Annotated in this window: 20 protein-coding genes and 1 pseudogene; 2 read left to right on the top strand and 19 right to left on the bottom strand. The window is 51.6% G+C overall.

The features are described 5' to 3' along the window. Positions 1–72 precede the first annotated feature (72 nt). Genes SK35_RS17365 through otnK form a run of 8 tightly spaced genes read right to left on the bottom strand, consistent with a single transcriptional unit; the run spans position 73 to position 6,833 of the window. Positions 73–726 carry an aspartate/glutamate racemase family protein gene (locus SK35_RS17365; RefSeq protein WP_048214664.1) on the bottom strand — a complete coding sequence of 218 codons (654 nt, stop codon included), beginning with the start codon at positions 724–726 and terminating at the stop codon, positions 73–75. Further along, entirely contained in the window at positions 723–1,142 is a 420-nt protein-coding gene (locus SK35_RS17360; RefSeq protein WP_048214663.1) for a GlcG/HbpS family heme-binding protein, read from the bottom strand. Before SK35_RS17360 ends, SK35_RS17365 begins: the two co-directional genes overlap by 4 nt. Positions 1,143–1,147: 5 nt before the next feature. Continuing rightward, positions 1,148–2,494, bottom strand: coding sequence for a bile acid:sodium symporter family protein (locus tag SK35_RS17355; RefSeq protein ID WP_020996543.1), 1,347 nt, complete (start codon positions 2,492–2,494; stop codon positions 1,148–1,150). 21 nt (positions 2,495–2,515) lie between these two features. Continuing rightward, entirely contained in the window at positions 2,516–3,328 is an 813-nt protein-coding gene (locus tag SK35_RS17350) for a 3-keto-5-aminohexanoate cleavage protein (protein ID WP_008784143.1), read from the bottom strand. 34 nt (positions 3,329–3,362) lie between these two features. Next, a complete protein-coding gene (locus SK35_RS17345; RefSeq protein ID WP_048214662.1) occupies positions 3,363–4,139 on the bottom strand; it encodes a hydroxypyruvate isomerase family protein in 777 nt (258 codons plus the stop codon). After that, positions 4,120–4,929 (bottom strand): DeoR/GlpR family DNA-binding transcription regulator, encoded by an 810-nt coding sequence (locus SK35_RS17340; protein WP_187426959.1) that lies wholly within the window; start codon positions 4,927–4,929, stop codon positions 4,120–4,122. The genes SK35_RS17345 and SK35_RS17340 overlap by 20 nt, the downstream gene beginning before the upstream one ends. A 6-nt stretch (positions 4,930–4,935) precedes the next feature. Next, positions 4,936–5,580: a 3-oxo-tetronate 4-phosphate decarboxylase gene (otnC, locus tag SK35_RS17335; RefSeq protein ID WP_008784146.1), complete on the bottom strand. Its 645-nt coding sequence runs from the start codon at positions 5,578–5,580 to the stop codon at positions 4,936–4,938. Continuing rightward, on the bottom strand, positions 5,577–6,833 hold the full coding sequence (gene otnK / locus SK35_RS17330) for a 3-oxo-tetronate kinase (RefSeq protein WP_048214660.1): 1,257 nt from the start codon (positions 6,831–6,833) through the stop codon (positions 5,577–5,579). The genes otnC and otnK overlap by 4 nt, the downstream gene beginning before the upstream one ends. Before the next feature lie 372 nt (positions 6,834–7,205). On the opposite strand from otnK, the gene SK35_RS17325 reads away from it, so the two are divergent. Continuing rightward, complete coding sequence (locus tag SK35_RS17325; protein WP_048214659.1) at positions 7,206–8,099, top strand: PocR ligand-binding domain-containing protein; 894 nt, start codon at positions 7,206–7,208, stop codon at positions 8,097–8,099. Here SK35_RS17325 and cobA read toward each other — a convergent pair. Continuing rightward, complete coding sequence (gene cobA, locus SK35_RS17320) at positions 8,078–8,866, bottom strand: uroporphyrinogen-III C-methyltransferase (protein WP_003831416.1); 789 nt, start codon at positions 8,864–8,866, stop codon at positions 8,078–8,080. The genes SK35_RS17325 and cobA overlap by 22 nt on opposite strands. Before the next feature lie 405 nt (positions 8,867–9,271). On the opposite strand from cobA, the gene SK35_RS17315 reads away from it, so the two are divergent. Beyond that, positions 9,272–10,174 carry a LysR substrate-binding domain-containing protein gene (locus SK35_RS17315; RefSeq protein ID WP_003022936.1) on the top strand — a complete coding sequence of 301 codons (903 nt, stop codon included), beginning with the start codon at positions 9,272–9,274 and terminating at the stop codon, positions 10,172–10,174. Positions 10,175–10,256: 82 nt separating this feature from the next. Here SK35_RS17315 and cobO read toward each other — a convergent pair whose 3' ends face one another. The 10 genes and pseudogenes from cobO to glmS form a co-directional block, all read right to left on the bottom strand. Then, positions 10,257–10,859, bottom strand: coding sequence for a cob(I)yrinic acid a,c-diamide adenosyltransferase (cobO, locus tag SK35_RS17310; RefSeq protein WP_003022939.1), 603 nt, complete (start codon positions 10,857–10,859; stop codon positions 10,257–10,259). Positions 10,860–10,868: 9 nt separating this feature from the next. After that, positions 10,869–12,521: a class I fumarate hydratase gene (locus SK35_RS17305; RefSeq protein ID WP_048214657.1), complete on the bottom strand. Its 1,653-nt coding sequence runs from the start codon at positions 12,519–12,521 to the stop codon at positions 10,869–10,871. A 109-nt stretch (positions 12,522–12,630) separates the two neighbouring features. Beyond that, complete coding sequence (gene glsA, locus SK35_RS17300; protein ID WP_032942734.1) at positions 12,631–13,632, bottom strand: glutaminase A; 1,002 nt, start codon at positions 13,630–13,632, stop codon at positions 12,631–12,633. Positions 13,633–13,751: 119 nt separating this feature from the next. Beyond that, positions 13,752–15,033 (bottom strand): annotated as a pseudogene (locus SK35_RS17295) (dicarboxylate/amino acid:cation symporter); the annotation flags it as partial. Between the two features lie 169 nt (positions 15,034–15,202). Next, entirely contained in the window at positions 15,203–15,520 is a 318-nt protein-coding gene (locus SK35_RS17290; RefSeq protein ID WP_003831425.1) for a DUF4387 domain-containing protein, read from the bottom strand. After that, entirely contained in the window at positions 15,517–16,887 is a 1,371-nt protein-coding gene (locus tag SK35_RS17285) for an acyclic terpene utilization AtuA family protein (protein ID WP_003022951.1), read from the bottom strand. Before SK35_RS17285 ends, SK35_RS17290 begins: the two co-directional genes overlap by 4 nt. A 3-nt stretch (positions 16,888–16,890) precedes the next feature. Further along, a complete protein-coding gene (locus tag SK35_RS17280; RefSeq protein ID WP_008784155.1) occupies positions 16,891–18,132 on the bottom strand; it encodes a methylaspartate ammonia-lyase in 1,242 nt (413 codons plus the stop codon). Then, on the bottom strand, positions 18,132–19,577 hold the full coding sequence (locus SK35_RS17275; RefSeq protein ID WP_003831428.1) for a methylaspartate mutase subunit E: 1,446 nt from the start codon (positions 19,575–19,577) through the stop codon (positions 18,132–18,134). The genes SK35_RS17280 and SK35_RS17275 overlap by 1 nt, the downstream gene beginning before the upstream one ends. Before the next feature lie 18 nt (positions 19,578–19,595). Further along, positions 19,596–20,984 carry a methylaspartate mutase accessory protein GlmL gene (gene glmL, locus SK35_RS17270; RefSeq protein ID WP_003831429.1) on the bottom strand — a complete coding sequence of 463 codons (1,389 nt, stop codon included), beginning with the start codon at positions 20,982–20,984 and terminating at the stop codon, positions 19,596–19,598. Further along, the gene (gene glmS / locus SK35_RS17265) at positions 20,984–21,433 is read right to left on the bottom strand and encodes a methylaspartate mutase subunit S (protein WP_003022963.1); all 450 of its coding nucleotides are present in this window, start codon (positions 21,431–21,433) and stop codon (positions 20,984–20,986) included. Before glmS ends, glmL begins: the two co-directional genes overlap by 1 nt. Positions 21,434–21,611: the final 178 nt, after the last annotated feature.

Raw genomic sequence — 21,611 nt, 5'->3', positions numbered from 1 at the left:
TCTGCATAGTCAAGGGCTGGTCCCGTTTCGACATGGTTGGCCATCTGATGATGGCCTTTTTTTGCCGGGAATTTAGCGTTCAGCCAGCGTTTTCAACCAGCGAATTCCACTTTCCGGTGAGGTCATTACCGGCACCGGCGGGGAAGGGAGCTGTTGTAAAACGCGCGCCATCGAAGCCTGCGCCAGCATCACGACATCCGCCTGGGTAAAGGCGCTCTGTAACCCTTCACTGACGATACGGTCATGGGTATCCATATCTCCCGCCAGCAGCGCGTGGAATGCATCCTCCATTAATACAGGCGTAATGGTTCGTGATTTACCGCTTTGCTGAACTTTACGCTGGACGTAATCCAGCGTTGGCTTCAGCGTGGTTGCCACGGTTGCTAACACGGCGATCCGTTCGCCTTTTTCAATCGCCTCTTCCACCATCGCGCAGTCAATGCGCGCGAGCTGGAGTGGGGTCATAAACTGGCATTGCTCCACCGCAGTACCAATTGAAGAGCAGGCGGTAATAAAGATATCGCAGTCCGCCTTTTCAGCAATATGCACATAGTCGGCGATGCGGGCGGCAATATTTGGCGATACGCCTCCGGCTTTCATCACCTGTTTAATCATAGATTCTTCAACCAGGTGCATCACTTCGACCTCCGGCATGATGTCGGCGATCAGCTGTTGCATTATCGCAAGCGTGGCTGCACTGGTATGCAGCATGGCGACCTTTTTCATTGGGCAATCTCCTTAAGTAACGTTTCCGCGACGGACAGCGCCGCATCATGATCTTCCTGCGCGGATAAACCGCCCACCGCGACGGCTCCAAGGCATTTCCCCTGGTGCAGAATCGGGATCCCGCCCGGCAGCGCCGTAAAACGCGGATCGGCAAAATAGCTAATATCCAGCTGCTCTTTTTGCAGACGCTGTAAAAATGCCTGCGTGGTGCAGCCCAGGCGGCTGCTGGTGCGCGCTTTACGCTGGGTTAACTTGATGGTTAACAGTTTGGCGTTATCCATCCGCGCAAAGCTGAGCAGTTCTCCATTGGCATCGCATACGGCCACGCTTAACGGGCGATTTGCATAACGTGTTTCGGCGAGTTCGAGCGCATAGGTTACGGCGCGCAGGGCGTGTCCCAGAGTGAGAGTTGTCATCGTGATTATCCTTTCGACAGATTTTCGCAAGCAGGTTGAACGGGATCTTTGGCTGCTGCTACCTGCGCCTGTCTGGCGTCTTTTTTGCGCCAGTAGTTAGCGAGCAGCGAGCCGCTAACGTTACCCAGCGGTGTCATCACCGCTGATGCGAGTCCAACCGTTGCCAGTTTGCCCATCGCGGCGGCAAGCCCTGACGCCATACCGCCGTTTTGCAGGCCGACTTCAAAGGCCACGGTACGGGCAGACTGCACGTCCATGCGGAAGATCCAGCGGCTCATCAGATAACCAATCAGGAAGCCGCCGAGGTTATGCATCAACATGGCGAAGCAGAGCAGGAAACCGACCTGCACCAGGTTGTCGCGCCCGGCTGCGGCGGCGGTGGTGGTAAAGAAAATGATCCCCATCATTGAGATGGTTGGCATGACCTTCTTCACGCCCGCCACGCGGCCATACAGCCAGTTGTAGAACAATGCCCAAACGAGGCCGCCTGCTACGAAGTTGAGGACCACCGCGTACATCTGCGCTTCGGCGCTGGCATGACCAAACAGCGCGTCCCAGCCGCCGGCAATCATATACAGCAGCCAAATTGCGCCGATCCCGGCCAGCATCTGGACAACACGGCGTCCGCGCACGCCTGCATAGGTTTTCAGATAGTCATGCAGAATTGCTGCTCCGATGGGAATTAATACGATTTTCACCACGTCCATCACCATCGCGGTGAGCTGGATATCGATCATCGAACCCGCCAGCAGATTAACCCACAGTGGCGTCATTACCGTTGCCGCCAGCGTTGAGACTGCGGCGATTGACACCGCCAGCGCGAGGTTGGCGTTGGCGATGTAAACCATCACCGTCGACGAGAGACCGCTGGGGCAAGCGCCAATCAACAAAATGCCCACCGCCACTTCAGGCGGAAAATCAAAGATCAGGGTAATGCTCAGGCCGAGCAGGGGCATGATCACGAAATGACAGAAGGTACCGATAAAAACTGCCCACGGCATTTTGGCGACATCAATAAAATCCTGGATCGTTAGCTTGGTGCCCATGCTGAACATGGTGGCCTGAATCACAAGGAACACGATCCATTTATGAGTGATATTGAAACCGCCCCAGACGATCAGATCCGTAGACCAGGTCATGGCGGCAACAAAACCAGCGATGATCCACAGCGTAAACTGATAGCTGCGTAAACCAGGCCAGTAGCCTGCACCGGCGGCGAATCCGACGGTGAACATCACCAGCCCCGGCTGCCACAGCGCCGTGGACTGGATGAGCGCGCCGATAATCGCCAGCACCACGCCCGCAACGCTGACGCCGAGTCCGGTTTTGTGAATAACAGTGGTCATAGTCATGTTGAAATGTCCTTGCTGTTGTTATTGCTGCCGGGGTGGAATAGATAACATGCGCCGCGCAATTTCCGGCGTAGCAACTTTTTTATCCATACTGCGAATGAGCGTAGCGAGTTTGGCTACCTGCTGATAATTATGCTGCGCTTTTTCTTCGGCGCTTAAATAATAACTATCTTCATAGCCGATTCGCACTTCACTGGCACCCATAGCGACCGCGGCAGCGATAATATCGAAATTCCTTCTGCCAAAATGAGTAATTCCCCATAAGGCGTCGCGTGGGATCATGCTACGCAGAGCAATTAATGCATCAACGGTTGCAGGCGTACTGCCGCGGTGACCGAGAACAATATTAAAGAGCATAGGTTTTTGAAATTTTATTTTATCTTCAAGGTTCAGGATGTTATTAATCATGCCGATTTCAAAAACTTCAAACTCTGGAATAATATTGCGTTCAGTTATTTGCCGTGAACAATATTCCACGTCCGGACCGGGATTAAAATACACCGCATCACCGAGGTTAACGGAACCGACGTTCAGCGAGGCCATCTCCACGCCGGGGCAGGCCAGTGGCGCGCAGCGCTCGGCGATGGACATCGAAGAGACGCCGCCGGTAGAAGCCTGAATAATCAGGTTTGAATGGCGCATAACGCGGTCAATTGTTGCCTGAAAGTCGGTAGTATCTGGCGTCAGGCGTCCCTGTTTATCGCGAACGTGTAAATGGACGATGGACGCGCCATGTTCTACGCTGGCGAGTATTTCCTGCGCCAGTTCTTCGGGTATAACTCTGGGGCAATCCGCGGCAACGGGTGCCAGCGAAATAATAACAGTATCCGACATTTTTTCCTCCGGTACAGAGATAGAGATATTAAAATTATAGGTAAGGCGTTATCCAGCGTAATGATTCCGGCCCTGATGTTGACGGTTGATATTCACAGCCAATCCAGTCCTGGTAATTCATTTTTCTTATAAAATTAAATAGCCATGCTTCATTTAACTCCCCGGTTCCCGGTTCATGGCGATAAGGAACAGAAGCGATTTGAAAATGTTTAATAAGGGTAAAATAGCGTTCGATATTTTTCGCCACGTTGCCATGAGTTTTCTGACAGTGGTAAATATCAAACTGTAAGCCGATATTCTTCTTACCAACCTCGTGAATGATAGATTCAGCCAGCGGGAAACTGTCAATAAAATAACCGGGCATATCCTGCGAATTTAATGGTTCAATCAGTACATCGATTTCCGCGTCTGCCATCACATCGCAGGCGATGCGCAGTCGATTCGTCAGGAGGTCGCGCTGGGCGTGCAGCGTCAGGTCATTGCAGCGCAAGCCGGACATAACGTGAACCCGGCGACAACCCAGTGTCGTGGCGTAATCTCGCGCCACGTTCAGGCTGTGATGAAATTCCTGGTCTCGACCGGGCAATGCTGCGAGTCCCCGTTCACCCTGTGCCCAGTTGCCAGCCGGGGCGTTCATTAGCACCACCGGCAGAGAAGTTTCCCGCTGAGCGGCCCGCAAATGCTCCAGCGGGTGCTGCCAGAGAAACAGCCCTTCTACGCCGCGAAAACCGGCTGCTTTTGCCGCCTGAAATCGACCTGCTATCGGTAAATCAGTAAATAACCAGTCGAGGTTAGCCGCTAACTTCAGCATGGCGTGCACCCTCCCGGCCATCAACCAGATGCAGCTTAACGCCCTGGCTGACAATAGTCTGATGCGCATTTTCCGGTAACCGGTTATCAGAAATAATGTCGGTTAACTGCTCCAGCCCACAGATGTGGAACATGCCGTATTTGCCAAATTTACTGCTGTCACAGACCAGCACCCGACGCCGGGAGACGGTAAGCACCGCTTCTTTGACCGAGGCTTTCCCTTCACTCGGCGTCGACATGCCGCGCTCGGTATCCCACGACGATGAACTGAGAAACGCCACATCAATATTAATGGTGCGCAGAAAACTGGCGGCGCTTTTGCCAAGACATGAGCGGTTACGCTGATCCACCAGACCGCCGGTGTGATAGAGCGTAATGTGTGGCATATCCATCAGATAGTGGCTGATGGAAAAATCGTTGGTGACTACCGTCAGATTGAAACAGTGGCTGGCGGCTACCGCTTTCGCCACTTCAAACAACGATGTTCCGGCATCCAGATACAGCGTTTGTCCGGGCTCAATGAGCATTGCGGCGAGCTGGCCCATTTTGCGCTTCACATCATGATTCAACTCGGCTTTTTCCCGCCACGGCAGTTCGGATTTCAGCAGGTTATTGAGCTTCACGCCGCCGTTAATGGCGATAACTTTGCCTTCTTCTTCCAGCAACTGAATGTCGCGACGTACGGTCATATGCGACACGCTCATTAGATCTGCCAGTTCATTAAATGAGGCGGCATTTTTTTCGTGCACGTAGCGGTAGATAAAATCACGTCGTTGCTCGGGGATCATCATGTCACCTCACGCTTGCCGGGAATGTTCAAGTTCGGCCACCGCCTCTTCTGAGAGCGGAACATAGCCGAGCGGTTTTAATGTCAGCCAGATGCGGGCGCTGTCTTCCAGTTCCTCGGCGTTAAACACCGCCTCACGCAGCGAGCGACCGCTTACTACCGGCCCGTGATTGGCCAGCAACGCAGCCGTATGATCTGCCGCGATTTCACTCAGTGCGCTGGCAATGCCTTCATGGCCGGGCTTGAAATAAGGCAGCAGCGGTAGCTGTCCGACGCGCATCACATAGTATGGCGTTAGTGGCGGTAGACAGTTTTCTGGTGTGGAGCAAGGCAGACAGGAGAGCGCGGTCAACCATGGAGAATGCAGGTGCACAACCGCGCCGCAGGATGGCCGATGCCGATACCACGCCAAATGCATGGGCACCTCTTTTGACGGTTTGTCGCCGCTAAGATGCACGCCGTTGGCATCCAGCCTACTTAGCGTGGCAGGATCAAGCTCACCCAGGCAGGAGTTGGTCGGGGTCACCAGATAGCCGCCATCCGGCAATTTGACGCTGAGGTTGCCGGAGCCGCCGCTGCTGTAACCACGCATAAACAAGGAACGGCCATAGTGGACGAGTAGTTCGCGTAGTTGGTGTTCACTCACCGGATTCATAATGCGTACTCCTGGGCTGTAAAAAAGAAATCTTCGTCACCAAAGTTGCCTGACTTCAGCGCCAGCGCCAGACCGGAGGAAAATACCCACGGCACGCCAGGCGCAATGGCTTTGCCAACGGACAGACGCTTCACCTGCAGTGCCTCTACCACGGTGCCGGATGTTTCTCCGCCTGCGACGATAAAAGTGTTTACACCTGCAACTTGTAGCTTTGCGCTCAGTCGGGAAAAAGCGTGTTCGATCGCCTGGCTGGCAGTCTGTTCGCCGTACTCTTGTTGAATGCGTTGGAGTACGTCTGGCGGCTGGGTGGCGTATATCATCGGCGCGAATGGGTCGTTGATATGCGTCATCGCCCAGGCACACAGTTCATCAGTGTAGCGTTCTGTATCAGACAGGCAGCGGGCCACGTCGAGTACACGAGAGGCTGCTGCGGCCTTATAGCGATTGACCTGACGATTACTCATTGCAGAACAGCTACCGGAGAACACCACCGTTTTAGCGGGTAGTGGAAAAGCGTCCGGCGGCATGGTTTGCTGAGTTCCGGTGCAGGCGGCCAGTGCGCCACCGAGCCCGGAGCCCCCGGCTAACAGAGGGCTGGCATGGAGTGCCTGCGCCAGCGTGGTGAGATCTGCTTCATCCAGCGTATCGACGATAACGTGACGCATACCTTCAGCCTGAAGTTGGGCCAGAGCGTCAGTGACCGCTTCCACACCTTGACGCAGCGTCGTGAGGTTGATGCAACCAACCTTGCCTGGCGTTTGCGCGCTCAACAGGCGCGGCAGGCTGGCATCGGTCATAGGATTAAGCGGATGCTTTTCCATCCCGGATTCGTTAAGCAGTACGCCGTTTACAAAAAGATGGCCATGCACCACCGTGCGCCCGTTTTGCGGCAGGGCGGGGCAGTGGACGATCACGGGTGTATGCAGGTCGTTCATCAACGCATCGCTGACCGGTCCAATATTGCCTGTTGGCGTGGAGTCGAAAGTCGAACAATATTTAAAATAGATCTGGCGGACACCTGCCTTTTGTTTCAGCCAGCGGGCACAGGACAGAGATTGTGCGATGGCCTGTTCTGCGGGTAATGAGCGGCTTTTCAGCGAGATGACGATAGCGTCAACCTCTTCATTCCAGCATTGAGTGGTATCAGGCATTCCGGGCAGGAGTGCAACGCGCCACCCCTGCTGCGCCATAAAGCTTGCAATGTCCGTTGCGCCGGTGAAATCGTCGGCGATAACGCCTGTGGTGACGGCCATGGATCAACTCCGTTCAGATTGTTTGCTAATTGAACATATTATTCAGGAGGGCCTTTCACATTCACATGATGATTATCACAAATAAGCACATCATTGATTCACAGTAAAAATGAGTAATCTATTGAAAATAATGGATAAAGATGTTTGGTGTTGCGAAAAGAGTCTCACAAGAGAGTGTGAAGATTCGTTAATCTTTGAGAAAGCGAAGTCAGTAGTATGCAGCGGAGTATTATCGAGGTCGCATTAACTCTCTTGCCAATTGATCATAATCATCTGCATAAATGAGATTATTTTTTGCGGTGAGCATCATTCTTTCTCTTGATTAATTTCTGCATATTACCGGCTTTAATTTCATTAATGCCGGAGGATACCGTGTCGTTGAAAATCCATGATGATTATCTACAACGTTTTTTCTCGATAGCAAAAGTATTCTCCAGTGCGACTGGATTAGCCACGGTTGTGGTTGATGTTAACGGAAAAACTCTCTCGGATTGCCATAACTTTAATTCGTTCTGCACATTAATGCGGGCGGATGAACGATATTGTACGAGTTGCCAAAAGTGTGAAAAATATTGTGCTTTTGAAGGGTTAAAACACCTTAAGCCCAGAATACTCAGCTGCCACGCAGGGCTAAGTCTGTTTTCTATGCCATTAATTCGCGATGGGCATCTGTACGGTTTTATGCTCTGTGGGCAGGTGCGGGCAAAATATCAGGAATATAAAACTATCGTTATTGATAATGAATGCTCATGGATGGATGAACCAAAAATAAAAGCTGAATGGAGTCAGGTGGCGGTAGTCGATAATAATACACTGGTGGCATCAGCTAATTTATTAAATTTTATTGTTGATAATTTTGAGACAGAACAGCAACAACCTGATGAGTTTGTTATCCCGCCGACCAGTTACATGCGTCATTATTTTACAGAGCCTTCCCGACACGAGAAAAAGCTTCTGGCAGCGTTGCGTTATATTGATGAGAATTTATATAGTGAATTATCACTGGAATCCGTAGCAGCTCACGTTTGCTTAAGCGCAAACTATTTCAGCCGTTTTTTTAAGAAACGACAGGGCGTTAACTTTAAAACCTGGGTGAATCAGAAAAAAATGCAAAAAGCGGGGGAGTTATTGCACGATCCCGTTCATTCAATAGACAGCATTGCCCGGAAACTCCAATACGCACAAACCAGTTACTTTTGCCGCGTTTTCCGGGCGGCGCATCAAACGTCGCCCCAGTCTTTTCGTCATGCCAGACTGTCGCAGTAAAGGTTTTCTGGCAGCGTAATGGCTTCAGGGATAAAAGAGAGCCGATCACTCAGGGTTACCACATCACCAATCACTATCAGCGCAGGGGGGAGAATGTTAGCTTCTTGCGCCTTGCTCAGTAGTGAACCGAGCGTACAGGTCAGTCGGCGTTGGTTATCCCGGGTGGCGGACATAATTAGCGCTGCAGGCGTATCTGCTGATTTTCCACCCATCAATAATTCCTCACAGATAAACGCCAGATTGGCGATACCCATGACGATAACCAGCGTACCATTCAGTTTGGCCAGCTGACGCCAGTCCTGCTGTTGGTTGCCCTCCCGCGTATGACCGGTTACCACGTGAAATCCCGAGGCGAAATCGCGGTGTGTTACCGGAATCCCGGCATAGGTCAGGCCACCAATGGTTGAGCTGATACCCGGCACCACTTCAAACGGGATGCCCGTCTCGACGAGATCCTCAACTTCTTCAGCCCCACGTCCAAAAACATACGGATCGCCGCCTTTCAGACGCACAATATTATTGTGCGTTTGGGCATACTGGACAAGCAGTGCATTGATTTCATCCTGCGGTACACAATGGAAACCTGGGTTTTTGCCGACATTGATAAGAAGACAATCAGGTAATGCCCATTCCAAAATTTTAGGATTGACCAGCCGATCGTAAATAATGACATCAGCCTGTTTAATGCACATCATTGCTTTGAGGGTAAGTAATGAAATATCACCGGGACCTGCCCCAACGAGCCAGACCTTTCCGAAAGTTTTCACATTGTGTCCTTTATCACATCGATCAAAAAAAGGCAGAAACCACATCAAGGAATGATAAAAAGCAGTCGTTTGCCCGTAAGTTATAACGTGAAATTATCCAAAATTATCGCACTGATAATATTGATTAATCTCGCAAAGTTTTTTCTGCAATAAACAAGATAACTTGAAAAATTATTAAGAACTTATTGGCACCATTTGCTTAGGTTTAACCTTATTTAAATTGTGTTTATTGCTGCTCTTGAGTATTATTGGTTAATATTTATCCGCCATCAGTGTGAGTAAATCATGGATTGGATCAATGACATTAATGGATGAAATAAAATATAACTCTCGGTGCTTATCTGGGTAGCTTGAATTATTTTTTATAAATTAAACTATTTTTGTACGCTGCATATGGAAGAGGTTATGAGAGGAAAAATACCCAAGACGGAGTTGCTGGTAACTTTTGAAGTTGTTGCGCGTCACGAAAGTTATACTCGGGCAGCTGAAGAGCTGGCTTTAACACAAAGTGCTGTTTTCCGCCAGGTAAATGCACTGGAGGATTTTCTCAATACCGCGCTATTTAATCATGCCAAAAAACGCATTTTTTTAAATGCGGCCGGTAAACACTATTTAAGTATCGTTAAAGAAACGTTAAATAAACTTGAACGAGATACGACGACGATAATGACCTGGCAGCCGACGGTACAGGTTATTGAGCTGGCGGTGAATCCGACGTTCAGCACGCACTGGCTGATCCCAAACCTGCGTGAATTTAACAAACTTAATCCTGATATTATCGTGAACATTCATTCCCTGGCGAATATTGGTGATTTTCTCAATCGAGAGTATGACGCGGCAATCATGCGCGAAGACTTTTATTCGCCATGGTCAGGGGTTGAGTACCTGTTTGAAGAGGAAATTCTGCCGGTTTGCAGCCGCTGTTTGCTGGCCGAACCGGAACGAAAACTGGCGGTGAACGAATTACTAAACGAATTTCCGCTCTTGCACCAAAGCACGCGCATCAAAGGGTGGCAGGAGTGGTTTGCGCTGTCAGATGTCAGCAGTCCGCTGGTGAATAAAGGTCCGAGATTTGATTTGTTATCGATGCTGATCGCGGCGGTCCGCTCTAATCTGGGCGTTGCGCTGCTCCCACGTTTTGCCATTCAGCACGATCTGGACAGCGGTGATATGGTCATTCCTTGCGATGTTCCAATGCGTACCGGGAATCGATTTATTATGACGTGGCGTGAAGAGAAATCGGAATCCGAGCATTTACAGATTTTCCGTAACTGGTTGCTCAGTAAGTCCGTGGTATCGGCTGCCTGAGGATGGCTTGCGCCTTATCAGGCCTACAACGATGGGTAGGCCGGATAAGACGCGTTAGCATCGTTATCCGGCAAAAAAACGGCTACCAGTCGATCCCAATCTGTGCCTGAATACCGCGGTCAAACGCGTGTTTGACCGGGCGAATTTCACTGACCGTATCGGCCAGTTCCAGCAACAGTGTGTGGCATCCGCGTCCTGTGACGATAACGCTCTGACCGGCAGGGCGATTTTCGATGGCGCTGATAACCTCCTGGGTATCCAGATAGTGGTAAGCAAGCATGTAGGTGAGTTCATCCAGCACCACTAGATCGTAATGCGCATCAGCCAGCATGCGCTTACTTTCTTGCCAGACAACCGTTGCCGCCTCGATATCCGCTTGCCGGTTTTGGGTTTCCCAGGTAAACCCGGTGCCCATAATATGGAATTCAACGCCGAGTGGTTGCAGGGTGTTGTACTCGCCATTATCCCACTGACCTTTAATAAACTGCGCGATGCCAACGGTTTTTCCGTGACCCACTGCGCGCGTTGCCGTGCCAAAGGCTGCGGTGGATTTCCCTTTACCGTTGCCGGTGAAGACAATCAGGATCCCTTTCTTCTCCGTTGCCGCCGCCACGCGGGTATCAACCTGTTCTTTCAGTTTCTGCTGACGCTGGCGGTGTCTGTCATTATTGGCTCGCGCTTCCATTGAGGCTCCTTAATGTCCTGCCGGACAGGTTGCGCAGCGATGCTGCTGCTCAAACTGACTAAAGAAGTTATTACCTTTGTCGTCGACTAACACGAAGGCCGGCATATTTTTAACTTCCATCATCCATACGGCTTCCATTCCCAGTTCGGGATATTCCAAGCAGTGCAGGCTTTTCACGTACTGTTGTGCAAGCAGGGCCGCGGCGCCGCCGATGCTGCCGAGGCTAAATCCACCGTGTTTGTGACAGGCATCAGTGACCTGCTGGCTGCGGTTACCCTTGGTGAGCATAATGAGGCTGCCGCCTTGTGCCTGGAAAGCATCGACATACCCATCCATGCGCCCGCCGGTGGTGGGCCCCATTGAGCCACAAGCCTGATTTTCCGGGGTTTTGGCGGGACCCGCGTAGTAAACGATATGCTTTTTCATGTATTCCGGCATCGGTTCGCCGTTATCCAGTCGCGCTTTGATATTCGCGTGGGCGATATCGCGAGCGACAACAATCGGGCCGCTTAACGACAGGCGTGTACCAATGGGCAGAGCGGAAAGGTCATGCAGGATGTCACGCAGCGGACGGTTCAGATCCAGTTGTACGGTCTGAGCGCCGTTTTCTATCCGGTGAGAATCAGGAATGAATTTGCTTGGATTATGCTCGAGTTTCTCCAGCCAGATACCGTGTTTATTAATTTTGGCCTTAATGTTACGGTCGGCAGAGCAGGAGAGGGCCATCGCGATTGGGCAGGAGCCGCCGTGGCGCGGTAAGCGAATTACGCGGATATCGTGGGCAAAGTATTTGCCGCCAAACTGCGCCCCGATGCCAAACTCGCGGCTGGCATTGAGCAACTCGGCTTCCAGCGCCGTATCACGGAACGCCTGGCCCAGCTCGTTCCCGCTGGTGGGTAGATTATCGTAATATTTGGTTGAAGCCAGTTTGGCGACTTTCAGCGCCTGGTCGGCGGATAAGCCCCCAACCACAAAAGCGATGTGATACGGCGGACAAGCGGCTGTACCCAGTGATTTCATTTTTTCGATCAAGAACGCAGTGAGTTTTTCCGGCTGTAGAATGGATTTGGTTTCCTGGAACAGCGCCGCTTTGTTAGCTGAGCCGCCACCTTTATTGACGAACAGGAAACGGTATTCGTTACCTGGGGTGGCGCTAATGTCGATTTGTGCGGGCAGGTTGGTCTGGGTATTGACCTCGGTATACATATCCAGCGGGGCATTTTGCGAGTAACGCAGGTTGTTTTCGGTAAAGGTGGAATACACGCCTTTGCTTAATGCTTCTGCGTCATCGCCGCCGGTCCAGACATGTTGTCCTTTGCTGGCCACAATGGTTGCCGTCCCGGTATCCTGGCAGTTGGGCAGTACGCCTTTAGCTGAAACCTCTGCATTGCGCAGCAGCTGCAATGCGACGTACTTATCGTTACTGCTGGCCTGTGGGTCGTGCAAAATGCTGGCAATCTGTTTTAAATGTCCGGCGCGCAGGAAAAATGAAGCCTCATAAAACGCCTGCTGTGCTAACAAGGTTAACGCTTCCGGTGCAACCTTGATCACTTCCTCTCCGTCTAACTCCGTTACCGTAACGTGCTGGTTACTAAGTAATTCATACTCGGTACTATCCTTACTCTGAACAAAGAGTTCCTGCCAGACAAATGGTTTAGACATGTTTACTTCTCACCTCTTCGTGTTGTTTACCGAATGGCGCTTCGCTTATCCGGCCTACGATTAACGCATTGATGTAGGTCGGATAAGCGAAGCGCCATCCGGCGTAAAGTTATTTGGCTAAAAAGACATTGGCTTTTGTCGCTTCGGCGACATATTCGATAGTTTTCTGGGCACGAACGCTGTTTCCGGCTTCATCAAGCGGCGGAGAATAGACCGCAATCGCATATTCGCCTGGGACAACGGCAACCATGCCGCCGCCGACGCCGCTTTTCGCCGGGATGCCAACGGTGTACAGCCATTTACCGCTACCGTCGTAAAGCCCGGCAATTGCCATTTCTGCCAGCACCTGCGGAACATATTTCTCATTCAGCAACTGTTTACCGTTGAACGGAGATTTGCCTTTGTTCGCGAGTACGGCACCCATTTTGGCCAGTTGCTCAACGGTGATATCCACCGAGCACTGGCGGGTATAAATTTCAACGGCTTCGTCAGTGTTGCCATAGAAGCTGTTATAGGATTCCATCAGTTTGGCCAGCGCCTGATTGTGCTGGTTGGTTTCCATTTCAGATTTGAAAACCGGTTCGTTCACGGTGAGAGTGGCATCGGCCCAGACGTTCAGGTTGTCGAGGATTTTGTTCCAACGATCGGTTTTGTCTTTGGCTTCGATCAGGCTAACGGTGCTCATGGCCCCGGCGTTTACCAGAGGGTTTTCAGGCGCGCCTTTGGTCAGTTCAACGGCTAAACCTGAGTTGAATGGCATTCCGGTGGCATTGGCGCCAAGTTTATCCAGCACTACCTGAGGACCGTGCTGCTCCATGGCGAGCGCCATGGTGAACACTTTACTCAGGGATTCCATTGGGAAAGGTTTGTTAACATCGCCAACCTGGTAGATCTTGCCGTCCACCGTCGCAATGGTGATGGCAAAATTTTTCGGGCTATAGGTCGCCAGAGCAGGGATGTAGTCGGCGACTTTTCCATCGTTGTTACTTTTGTACTTCTGATGAGCCTGTTCTATCAGCTTGGCGTAGTCGGGCGTGGTTTGCGCGAATGTGGTTGCGCTAAACAAGACGCTGAAAGAAAAGAGACTCACGCCGAGAATTGTTTTATTCATTATGCATTCCTGTTGGTGTTGTTGGGAAAACTATCCTGTAGGCCGGATAGGGCGTTCACGACGCCATCCGGCCTACGATTAGTTGTTGTTCTATTGTCAGGACAAAGCGATTTCCGTTTCGGTAACCGGACGTTCCTGCTCCGGGGACTTCACTGGTGCAGAGCCACGGCAACCCTGGCCGAAGTGTTCACCTTCCCAACGGCTGACAATGGCTGCTCCCATTGCGTTACTCATAACGTTCGTGGCGGAACGACCCATATCGAGGAACGGATCGACACCCATCAGCAGAATCAGACCTGCTTCTGGAATGTTGAACTGGTTCAGGGTTGCAGCGATAACCACCATTGATGCGCGCGGTACGCCTGCCATTCCTTTCGAGGTGAGCATCAGGATCAACAGCATGGTGATTTGCTCGCCCATGCTCAGTTCGATGTTGCACGCCTGGGCAATAAAGACGGTGGCAAATGAGCAATAAGCCATGGAACCGACCAGGTTAAAGGAATAACCGATAGGCAGAACGAAGCTGGCGATTTTTGACGAAACACCGAATTTTTCCAGCTTGTCCAGCGTACCCGGGAAGGCGGCTTCAGAGCTTGAAGTGGTAAAGGCCAGCAGAGCGGGTTCGAGGATTGATTTAGTTAACCGTGCGATGCAAGGCCCGACGATCATAGTAGACAGGCCAATGAGGATCGCCCACAGCATACCCAGCGTCAGGTAGAACTCACCCATGAAGATCCCGGCGCTAACCATCACACCCAGACCACGTTCGGCAATCAGACCTGAAATAGCGGCAAAAACGGTCAATGGTGCAAACAGCATGACGTAACCCGTCAGCTTCAGCATGACGTGCACCAGTGAATCCAGCACTTTCACGATAGGATCGGCTTTTTCACCAATCGCAGCGAGGCTGCAACCGAGGAAGATTGAGAACACGACGATCTGCAGAATTTCGTTACGCGCCATCGCATCGACAATACTGGTCGGTACCGCGTGTGAGATGAATACTTTCAGCGTGAATGGCTCTGACTTAACGGCGGCAACGGCTCCGACGTCATGTGGCACAAAGTTGATACCTGCGCCTGGCTGGAAGATATTAACGATAACCAGACCCAGTGCAATTGACACCAGAGAGGCGCAAATAAACAGGAAGAAGGTTTTCGAAAATATACGTCCCAGCGTTTTGGCATCGCCCATTTTGGCAATACCTACAACCAGAGTTGAAATAACCAATGGAGCGATAATCATTTTCACCATACGTAAGAATATGGTGGTGAAAATGGAAATATCTGCTGCATAAGATTTTGCTGTTTCAGCCGCGGCCATATTATTTATGGCCACCCCGGCAATCATGCCGAGTATCAGGCCTAATATGATCATCTTCGTTAAACTAATTTTCTTCATGTGTACTCCATCGGATAAAGGCTGGTAATTGGAATTGTGTAGGGTGGCGTGCGCCTGAACCTGGACAGCAGCTCAGACGCACGCCTGTTGTGACCAACCGCATGAATAATTCGAAGCACTGTGATACAGCTGAATTCTGTGCTCCAATGGTTGTTATTGTGTTTTTTTGTTACAAGTCGAACTCAATACTTAATAATGGAGCGTGTTGCTGCGCACCATAAACATCATTGTCACCGACATTGCCGGAAATAATATCTCGTGGCATGACGATTTTTACGGCATTCGCTGGATCGAACCAGACGATATTGTGAATAAATTCAGGCTCAACATTATATAAACCGGCAATAAGCTGTGGCGTTAATTGCTCGCAGGCTTTTACCCGCTGATAGTCTTCCCTTGTTTTAAATAAAATATCTAAAACCAGTTCGTACGGTCCGGCGTTTTTGGAACGAATTACTTGCGCCAGTGAACAAATTGAGTGTTTCATGCCTGAACTCCTTCTGGCGTCACCTGTTCAATGTGGAAATCAAAACGCAGCGCATCGCTCGCTTCAATCAGGTGATAGATCGAGAACTCATACACCGGTCCACTCTGAATATCAGATGGCGAGAACGGGAAGGCGAGGTTGCCCGCAGTCGCAATACGATTTTCATAGCCGTAGTGCAGCAGGGTAGAGCGCACCAGCGAGCAAACGCTGTTGGCGATATCCTGCGTTGGCGCAACGACATCCAGTAGAATTCCCAGTTCATGGCCCGCAGTTTTCATCGGCTCATGGTTGCCCATCACACCGTTCTTACCGTAAAGGTGGAACGTCATGCGGATACTGTCGTCATTCAGCGAGAGGTTACGTGCCACGCTTGCCTGTACCTCTTCAAGAATCGTGTCAATCCCGGCAATCATAATAGGGTCACGTGTTCCGGCGATGGTCAGGCAACGGAAGCCAACCTGGCGTGCACCTTCCAGTTTCAACGCATACGGTGTTTCTTCATGCCGTGAACCGCTGACATACACTTCACCCTCGTTAACCTGGGTGAAAGTGCATGCCTTCAGGTTCAGCACACCGCCTGGCCCTGGCAGGAAGTACGGATCTGACTTCTCGTACAGGGTGTGCGCTGCTGCGGAAGTCTCGGTGAACTTACGCTTGGGATTGAACGCCTTCAGCGTAAAGCCGTTATCGTCAATGATTCCCATCGCACAATCTGAGCCGGAGCCAGGGGTGGCGGCAATGGCTGCACACTCAAGGATCTTACCGCAATGAAGCGCCAGACCTTCATCAAAGCCCTGCATAATCGGCAGAGCGGCGAAGCAGGCCGGATCGTAGGCTCGTCCGCCCAGGACCACCTGCGCACCGGCTTTCAGCGCACGCTGGAAAGGCTCGACGCCCATCTGCGCGACAATGTAGGTGCTCTCTTCAATGGCCTCGTGAGTCAGTTCAGGCACAAAATCGAGCGCGGTGATTTTGCCGTTATCCAGCGCCTGATGAACGATTTCTTTGTCGACATCAGACGGAATCAGCGCCATTGAGAAAGACAGTTTTTCTTCCTGCGCGATCTCATGGATTATCTGACGACACCACTCCAGATGCGGAGCTGCGCCAGAACCGCCGGCTGTGCCGATCACGACAGGGATGTTGTTCTTAACGCCTGCCACAATCATATAGCGCAGATCGCGTTTCACACCGGCCCTGTCAGTAAAGGGTTTACCTGCCCCCAGGTAGTGAGGGCCAGGATCGGAGGAACCTGCGTCAACAGCAATAAGATCCGGTGACTCTTCCATGGCTTTACGAAAACTTTCTTCCGGGAAGCCATAACCCAGGATAGCCGTAGGCGATAAGATCTTAAATGTGCGTGCCATCTCTTAATCCTTAGTTTGCAACAGCGCGATGGTGCGGTTCATTTCGTTAAACACGATGTTGAGACCTTCATCGAAACCCATACCCGGTTTGATCAGCATGCGCATTGGACGCGCGGCCAGCGCGACGTGTACGCAGGTACGAGCACTGATTTCCGTTTCGTTACAGGTACCGCCCTGATAGGCTTCCATTCCGTGTTTGTTGCAATACAGCACTGCATCAACGATGTTGTGAATGCCGCCCAGGTCCGGGGTTTTAATCTGCACCATGTGGCAGCTGCCCGCGTCGGTGAAGTCCACGATGTCCTGATAGGTGTTACACCATTCATCCGCAACGATTTTCACGCCGGAACCCAGACGAGTCAGCTCCTGAGTGATCTCGGTTAACATGCGGATCTGATCCGGCTTGTTACCGGCATCAACCGGACCTTCAATGTACAGCGGCAGGCCTTGCGCTTCGGCTTCCAGGCTGGCGATGTATTCGGCGCAACGCACTGGATCCATATCGAAGATCAGACCGATGGTGCCGTAGACATCAATGTGCAGCGTCGGGTGATAGCTTTCGTTGGTGCGCAGGCTCAGGATGCGGTTAGACAACCAGCGGACGTACTCACGCAGTTTTTCACCTTTAAAGCCCAGCTTCTCTTCAACGTTATTGATCAGCGCATGCGGCAGGACATCCACACCTTTGAGGATCATCTTGTCGACGGCGATATAACGGTCGTCGCCGCTCTGACCAAATAACGGAATGGCTTCCGGGACACATGGCAGTTGCCATTCATCACAAACCACTTCGGCTTTCAGACGACCGGTAGCCAGTGCCGCCGCGTCGAGCAGCGCCTGAGACAGACCATAACGTACGGCGGTATGCAGCAGATGGCCGTCAATACGCAGTTCGTCAAAGAAACGGGCGTTGGTCAGGAACGAATCAACGTCACGACCTTCCAGTAACGGTTTGATGTGGTCGTTGAGGAACGGAATGAAGTTTTCAGCCAGGAACAGTGGGTCACGACCGCCTGCACCTGAATATTGCACCGCTGCGCAATCGCCCACAGCTACCGCGCCGTTTTCCAGAATCAGCTGTACGGAAACACATTCACCCGCCTGACGAACAGACGTAAATCCTGGCGTTACCGGATCGCCGGTATAGATAAACCCGTCATGACCGGCGCCGTTTTTGATGGCCTGCTGATCGTCAAAATAAAATGAGGAGTAGCCAGCTGTGAAAAGGGCCTGTTTAATTTTCATTATGGTCTTCCTATTAATTTACTGTGGGATACGGCGTTGATGTCATCAATGACCATCTGGAAAGAAGGCTTGCGACCTTCGAAATGTGCGCGCTCTGCAACGTAGTCGTGGTGCAGGGCGAGAATATCTTTCGGCAGCGGCACGGCACCGGCTTCCAGAATACGGATTGCGCCTGTGTTATCGCGAACAGGCAGGATCTTACCGGCGTTACAGGCGGCAGGAGCGAAAGGCACATCCAGCACGCCAGCTTCAAAGGCCAGCACCGTACCGCGCGCAATGTCGCCATTGCCCAGTTCGAAGACTTTCTTCAATACCGCGCGGACTTCGCTCTTAATCAGGTCAACTTCCTGCTCCACGGCAGCGCACTGCGGGAATTTCTGATCGCTGACCATGTTGAGCATCTGGCGTGACGCTTTCAGACCCTGGGCGTTAGCTGCCGCGGTTGGGATACCGAATGCTTCGTGCGGACTTTTGGTAATGACTTTTGTGGCACCAGACATACCGGCAACCGCTGCGCCCCAGGCGATAACGGAGAAGGCTTTGGCTTCATCTTCCGGGAATCCGCCCATCCACTGGTGGAAAACGGTGCTCAGCTCGTAATCGTCGAAGCCATGGTTATGGAAGTATTCGTGGGACAGTTCACGCAGTGCCTGAATAGCAGCGATATCCTGTGTCAGGCTACCGACCTGGCCGTAACCGACGGTAATAGACTTCACGCCCTGCTCCAGCGCCAGCAGACCTTCGATAATCGCGACTGAGTGGGACATGAACGGCGGGATTAGCGTGCCGGTCAGCGGACCAAACGGTTCACGGTTGATGCGAATGCCGTTCTCTTCGTACAGACCCATCAGACGGTCACAGTACTGCCAGTCGCGGATGGATTTTTCCAGGGTGACGCGTTTGGCGTAAGGGATGTTGTAGGAGATACCGCCGCCTTCGTAGCTGGTAAAGCCACTGGCCATGGCGATTTCTGCCAGCAGACGCGCATCCGGTGTACCGTGGCGAACCTGGATCGGTTTATCCAGTGATTCAGTCATACGACGGCAGGCAGCAACCCCGTGATTGACGACCGGTAAACCATTCAGCTTGGAAGTACCTGCTTCGATGGATTTTTGGATCCCGACAGCGGCTTCTTCATAGCGGTTCAGACGGGTATAGGCATCGATAGTACTTGGCAGGAGGTCGCACTCTTCCTGCAATGTTTTGAGCAGCGCAATATGCTCATCCATTAATGCTACGCCTGCGCGCGGCTGGCTCAGAGTTTTACCTTCCTGATCGGCCTTCAGCAGGGCGAGGGAGAAACGCTTTTTCTCTGGAATTGATTGCTGGTACTTCACGCCATCTTCGAAGTTCTCAACGTCTTTGCCGGTTTCCCAGGTTTGTAACACCTGATGCCTTTCGGTCATGAATTCGTCGTGGGTCAATTTTTTATTTCGAAGTTCCATTCGTAGCTGCCTTAAGTTTTATAGGGTTAAACACTGAATGCTGGTGCGAGCAGCGGCTTGCGGGTACAGCCTGGCGACGTTTGCCAGTAGAGGGAGCAGGCCATTTGAATCGCGGTAATACTCAAACTGATTCGGTAACAGAATTCTTTTACCCTGGTCGTCCAGCTCCCTGTATTTGAGCCAGTTATGGATATCGAACTGGCTGGCGCGAGAGAGCCATCCCCCTGAACCGACGACTTTGCGTACGGTGGTGAGATCGCGACCCATCTGTAAATCCACATTACCCACGCAGGTGCAAACCTGCTTTTTAGTGCCCGCGTGGCGCTCAGCGGCATAGCCCACGCACAAACCTGCCAGCAGGGTGTCGAAATATTTCTCTTCCTCGCTGAGTGGCAGGTAATCCGGTTGCCCAACCAGGTGGCGTAGATAGCGGTAAAACGCTTCCTCGCGCTGTGGCTGCTGGGCGAAGATGACTTTCACCATATCCTGCGTGCTTTCTCCCACCACAACGGCGGAAACGCGCATTCCAAGGTCGCCTTCAACGGTACGTTTGACGAACGGTTCAGGAACACCATGCAGGACGGTATCGGGGGAGAGGGTATTCGCGCTGGCCGAATAGACATCCGTGGTGGCTCCGCCCATATCAATCAGCATGAATTCCTTCCATGCGCTGTCGTAATCGCTAATGGCTTTGACTAACTCATATACCGTCCATGGCGTCGGCATAGGCTCTTCGCCTGTTTCGCCGACGATAACGTCCAGACCTTTGCCTTTGACGATGCGTGACAAGAACACATCGCAAATCGCCTGACGCGCGGCAAACGGATTCGGGTGATCGAGGTCCGGCAGAATGTTGTCTACCGTGGTCAGATCCTTATGTCCCAGAATCGTTTGTATTTCGTCCTGAATGTCCCGGTTTCCGGCGTAGATAATGGCGCAATCAAGCTTTGAGCCTGCCAGCGCGTGTGCATTCGCCAGGCCGTAACTTTCTTCGCCACCGTCTGTCCCGCCGGTAAACAACAGAATGTCTGGCGGTGATGATTCCAGCTCCTGGATGTCATGACGGTTCAGCTTGTACGAATAATATTGCGCGATTTTCGCTCCAGCCGAATGGGCGGTAACTTTTGCCGACTCCAGCGTAATGGAAGGCACCAGCCCCATTGCTGCAACGGCGAGCCCACCTTTCGCTGAGGAGGAGTATTTCAACTGCACTTCACCACTTTTCAGTAACGGGCGAGCATCGGCAACATTCAGCACCTGATTCAGGCTGGCAAAAAAACCGTCTGCCAGATGATGTGTGGTGGTTGGGGTCAGGACATGGTTTACCAGGGTTAATTCCTCGCCTTCATGTGCGAAGAGGGCTGCCTTGGTCCATGTCGAGCCGATATCGACAGAAACTGTTTGCATCAGATGGCCTCTTCCAGGCAACGCTGTTCGAGGCCATTGTGTTGGTGAATATCATTAGTGATAAGCGCGCAAACATCTTCCAGATCGTGGCTGGGGGCGAAGACCCGGTTAAAGCCCATCTCTTTAAACTTCACTTCCACGTCGGCGAAGTCATGTTTACCGACGACCAGGTTGCCGCCGACGTACAGCAGAATGTCGCCAAGGCCGCGTTCGATGCAGCGCTCACGTAGTCCGAGGCAGTCAATGTCGCCATGACCGTAGATAGAGGACACCACGATGGCATCGGCGCCTGTTTCAATCGCAGCATCAATATATTCATCCTGGCTCACCATCACCCCGAGGTTGATTACGTGAAAATCATGAGCAGTAAAAACGCGATCCAGAACTTTATTACCTACTGCATGGCAGTCAGCACCGATGACGCCAATAACAAGTGTAGATTTCTTCATGGGTAATCCTCTGTAGGGCTGATGGTCAATAAGTGAAATTATTTTCTAATATTTAGAACATGGATTGTGACAACCTCTTAATAGGGTTGGAGTTTCTGTGGAAGCGAAAAAGGAAGCAATTGATCTATTTTCAAAATATCCTGAGAAAAATGATTGTTATATTTGCCATCTATAAAAT

Origin of the sequence: Citrobacter sp. MGH105 (genome assembly GCF_001037485.2) — a bacterium.
Lineage (GTDB): Bacteria > Pseudomonadota > Gammaproteobacteria > Enterobacterales > Enterobacteriaceae > Citrobacter > Citrobacter portucalensis.
The sequence above is the reverse complement of the archived record's forward strand: the minus strand, read 5'-3'. Positions and strand labels throughout refer to the sequence as shown.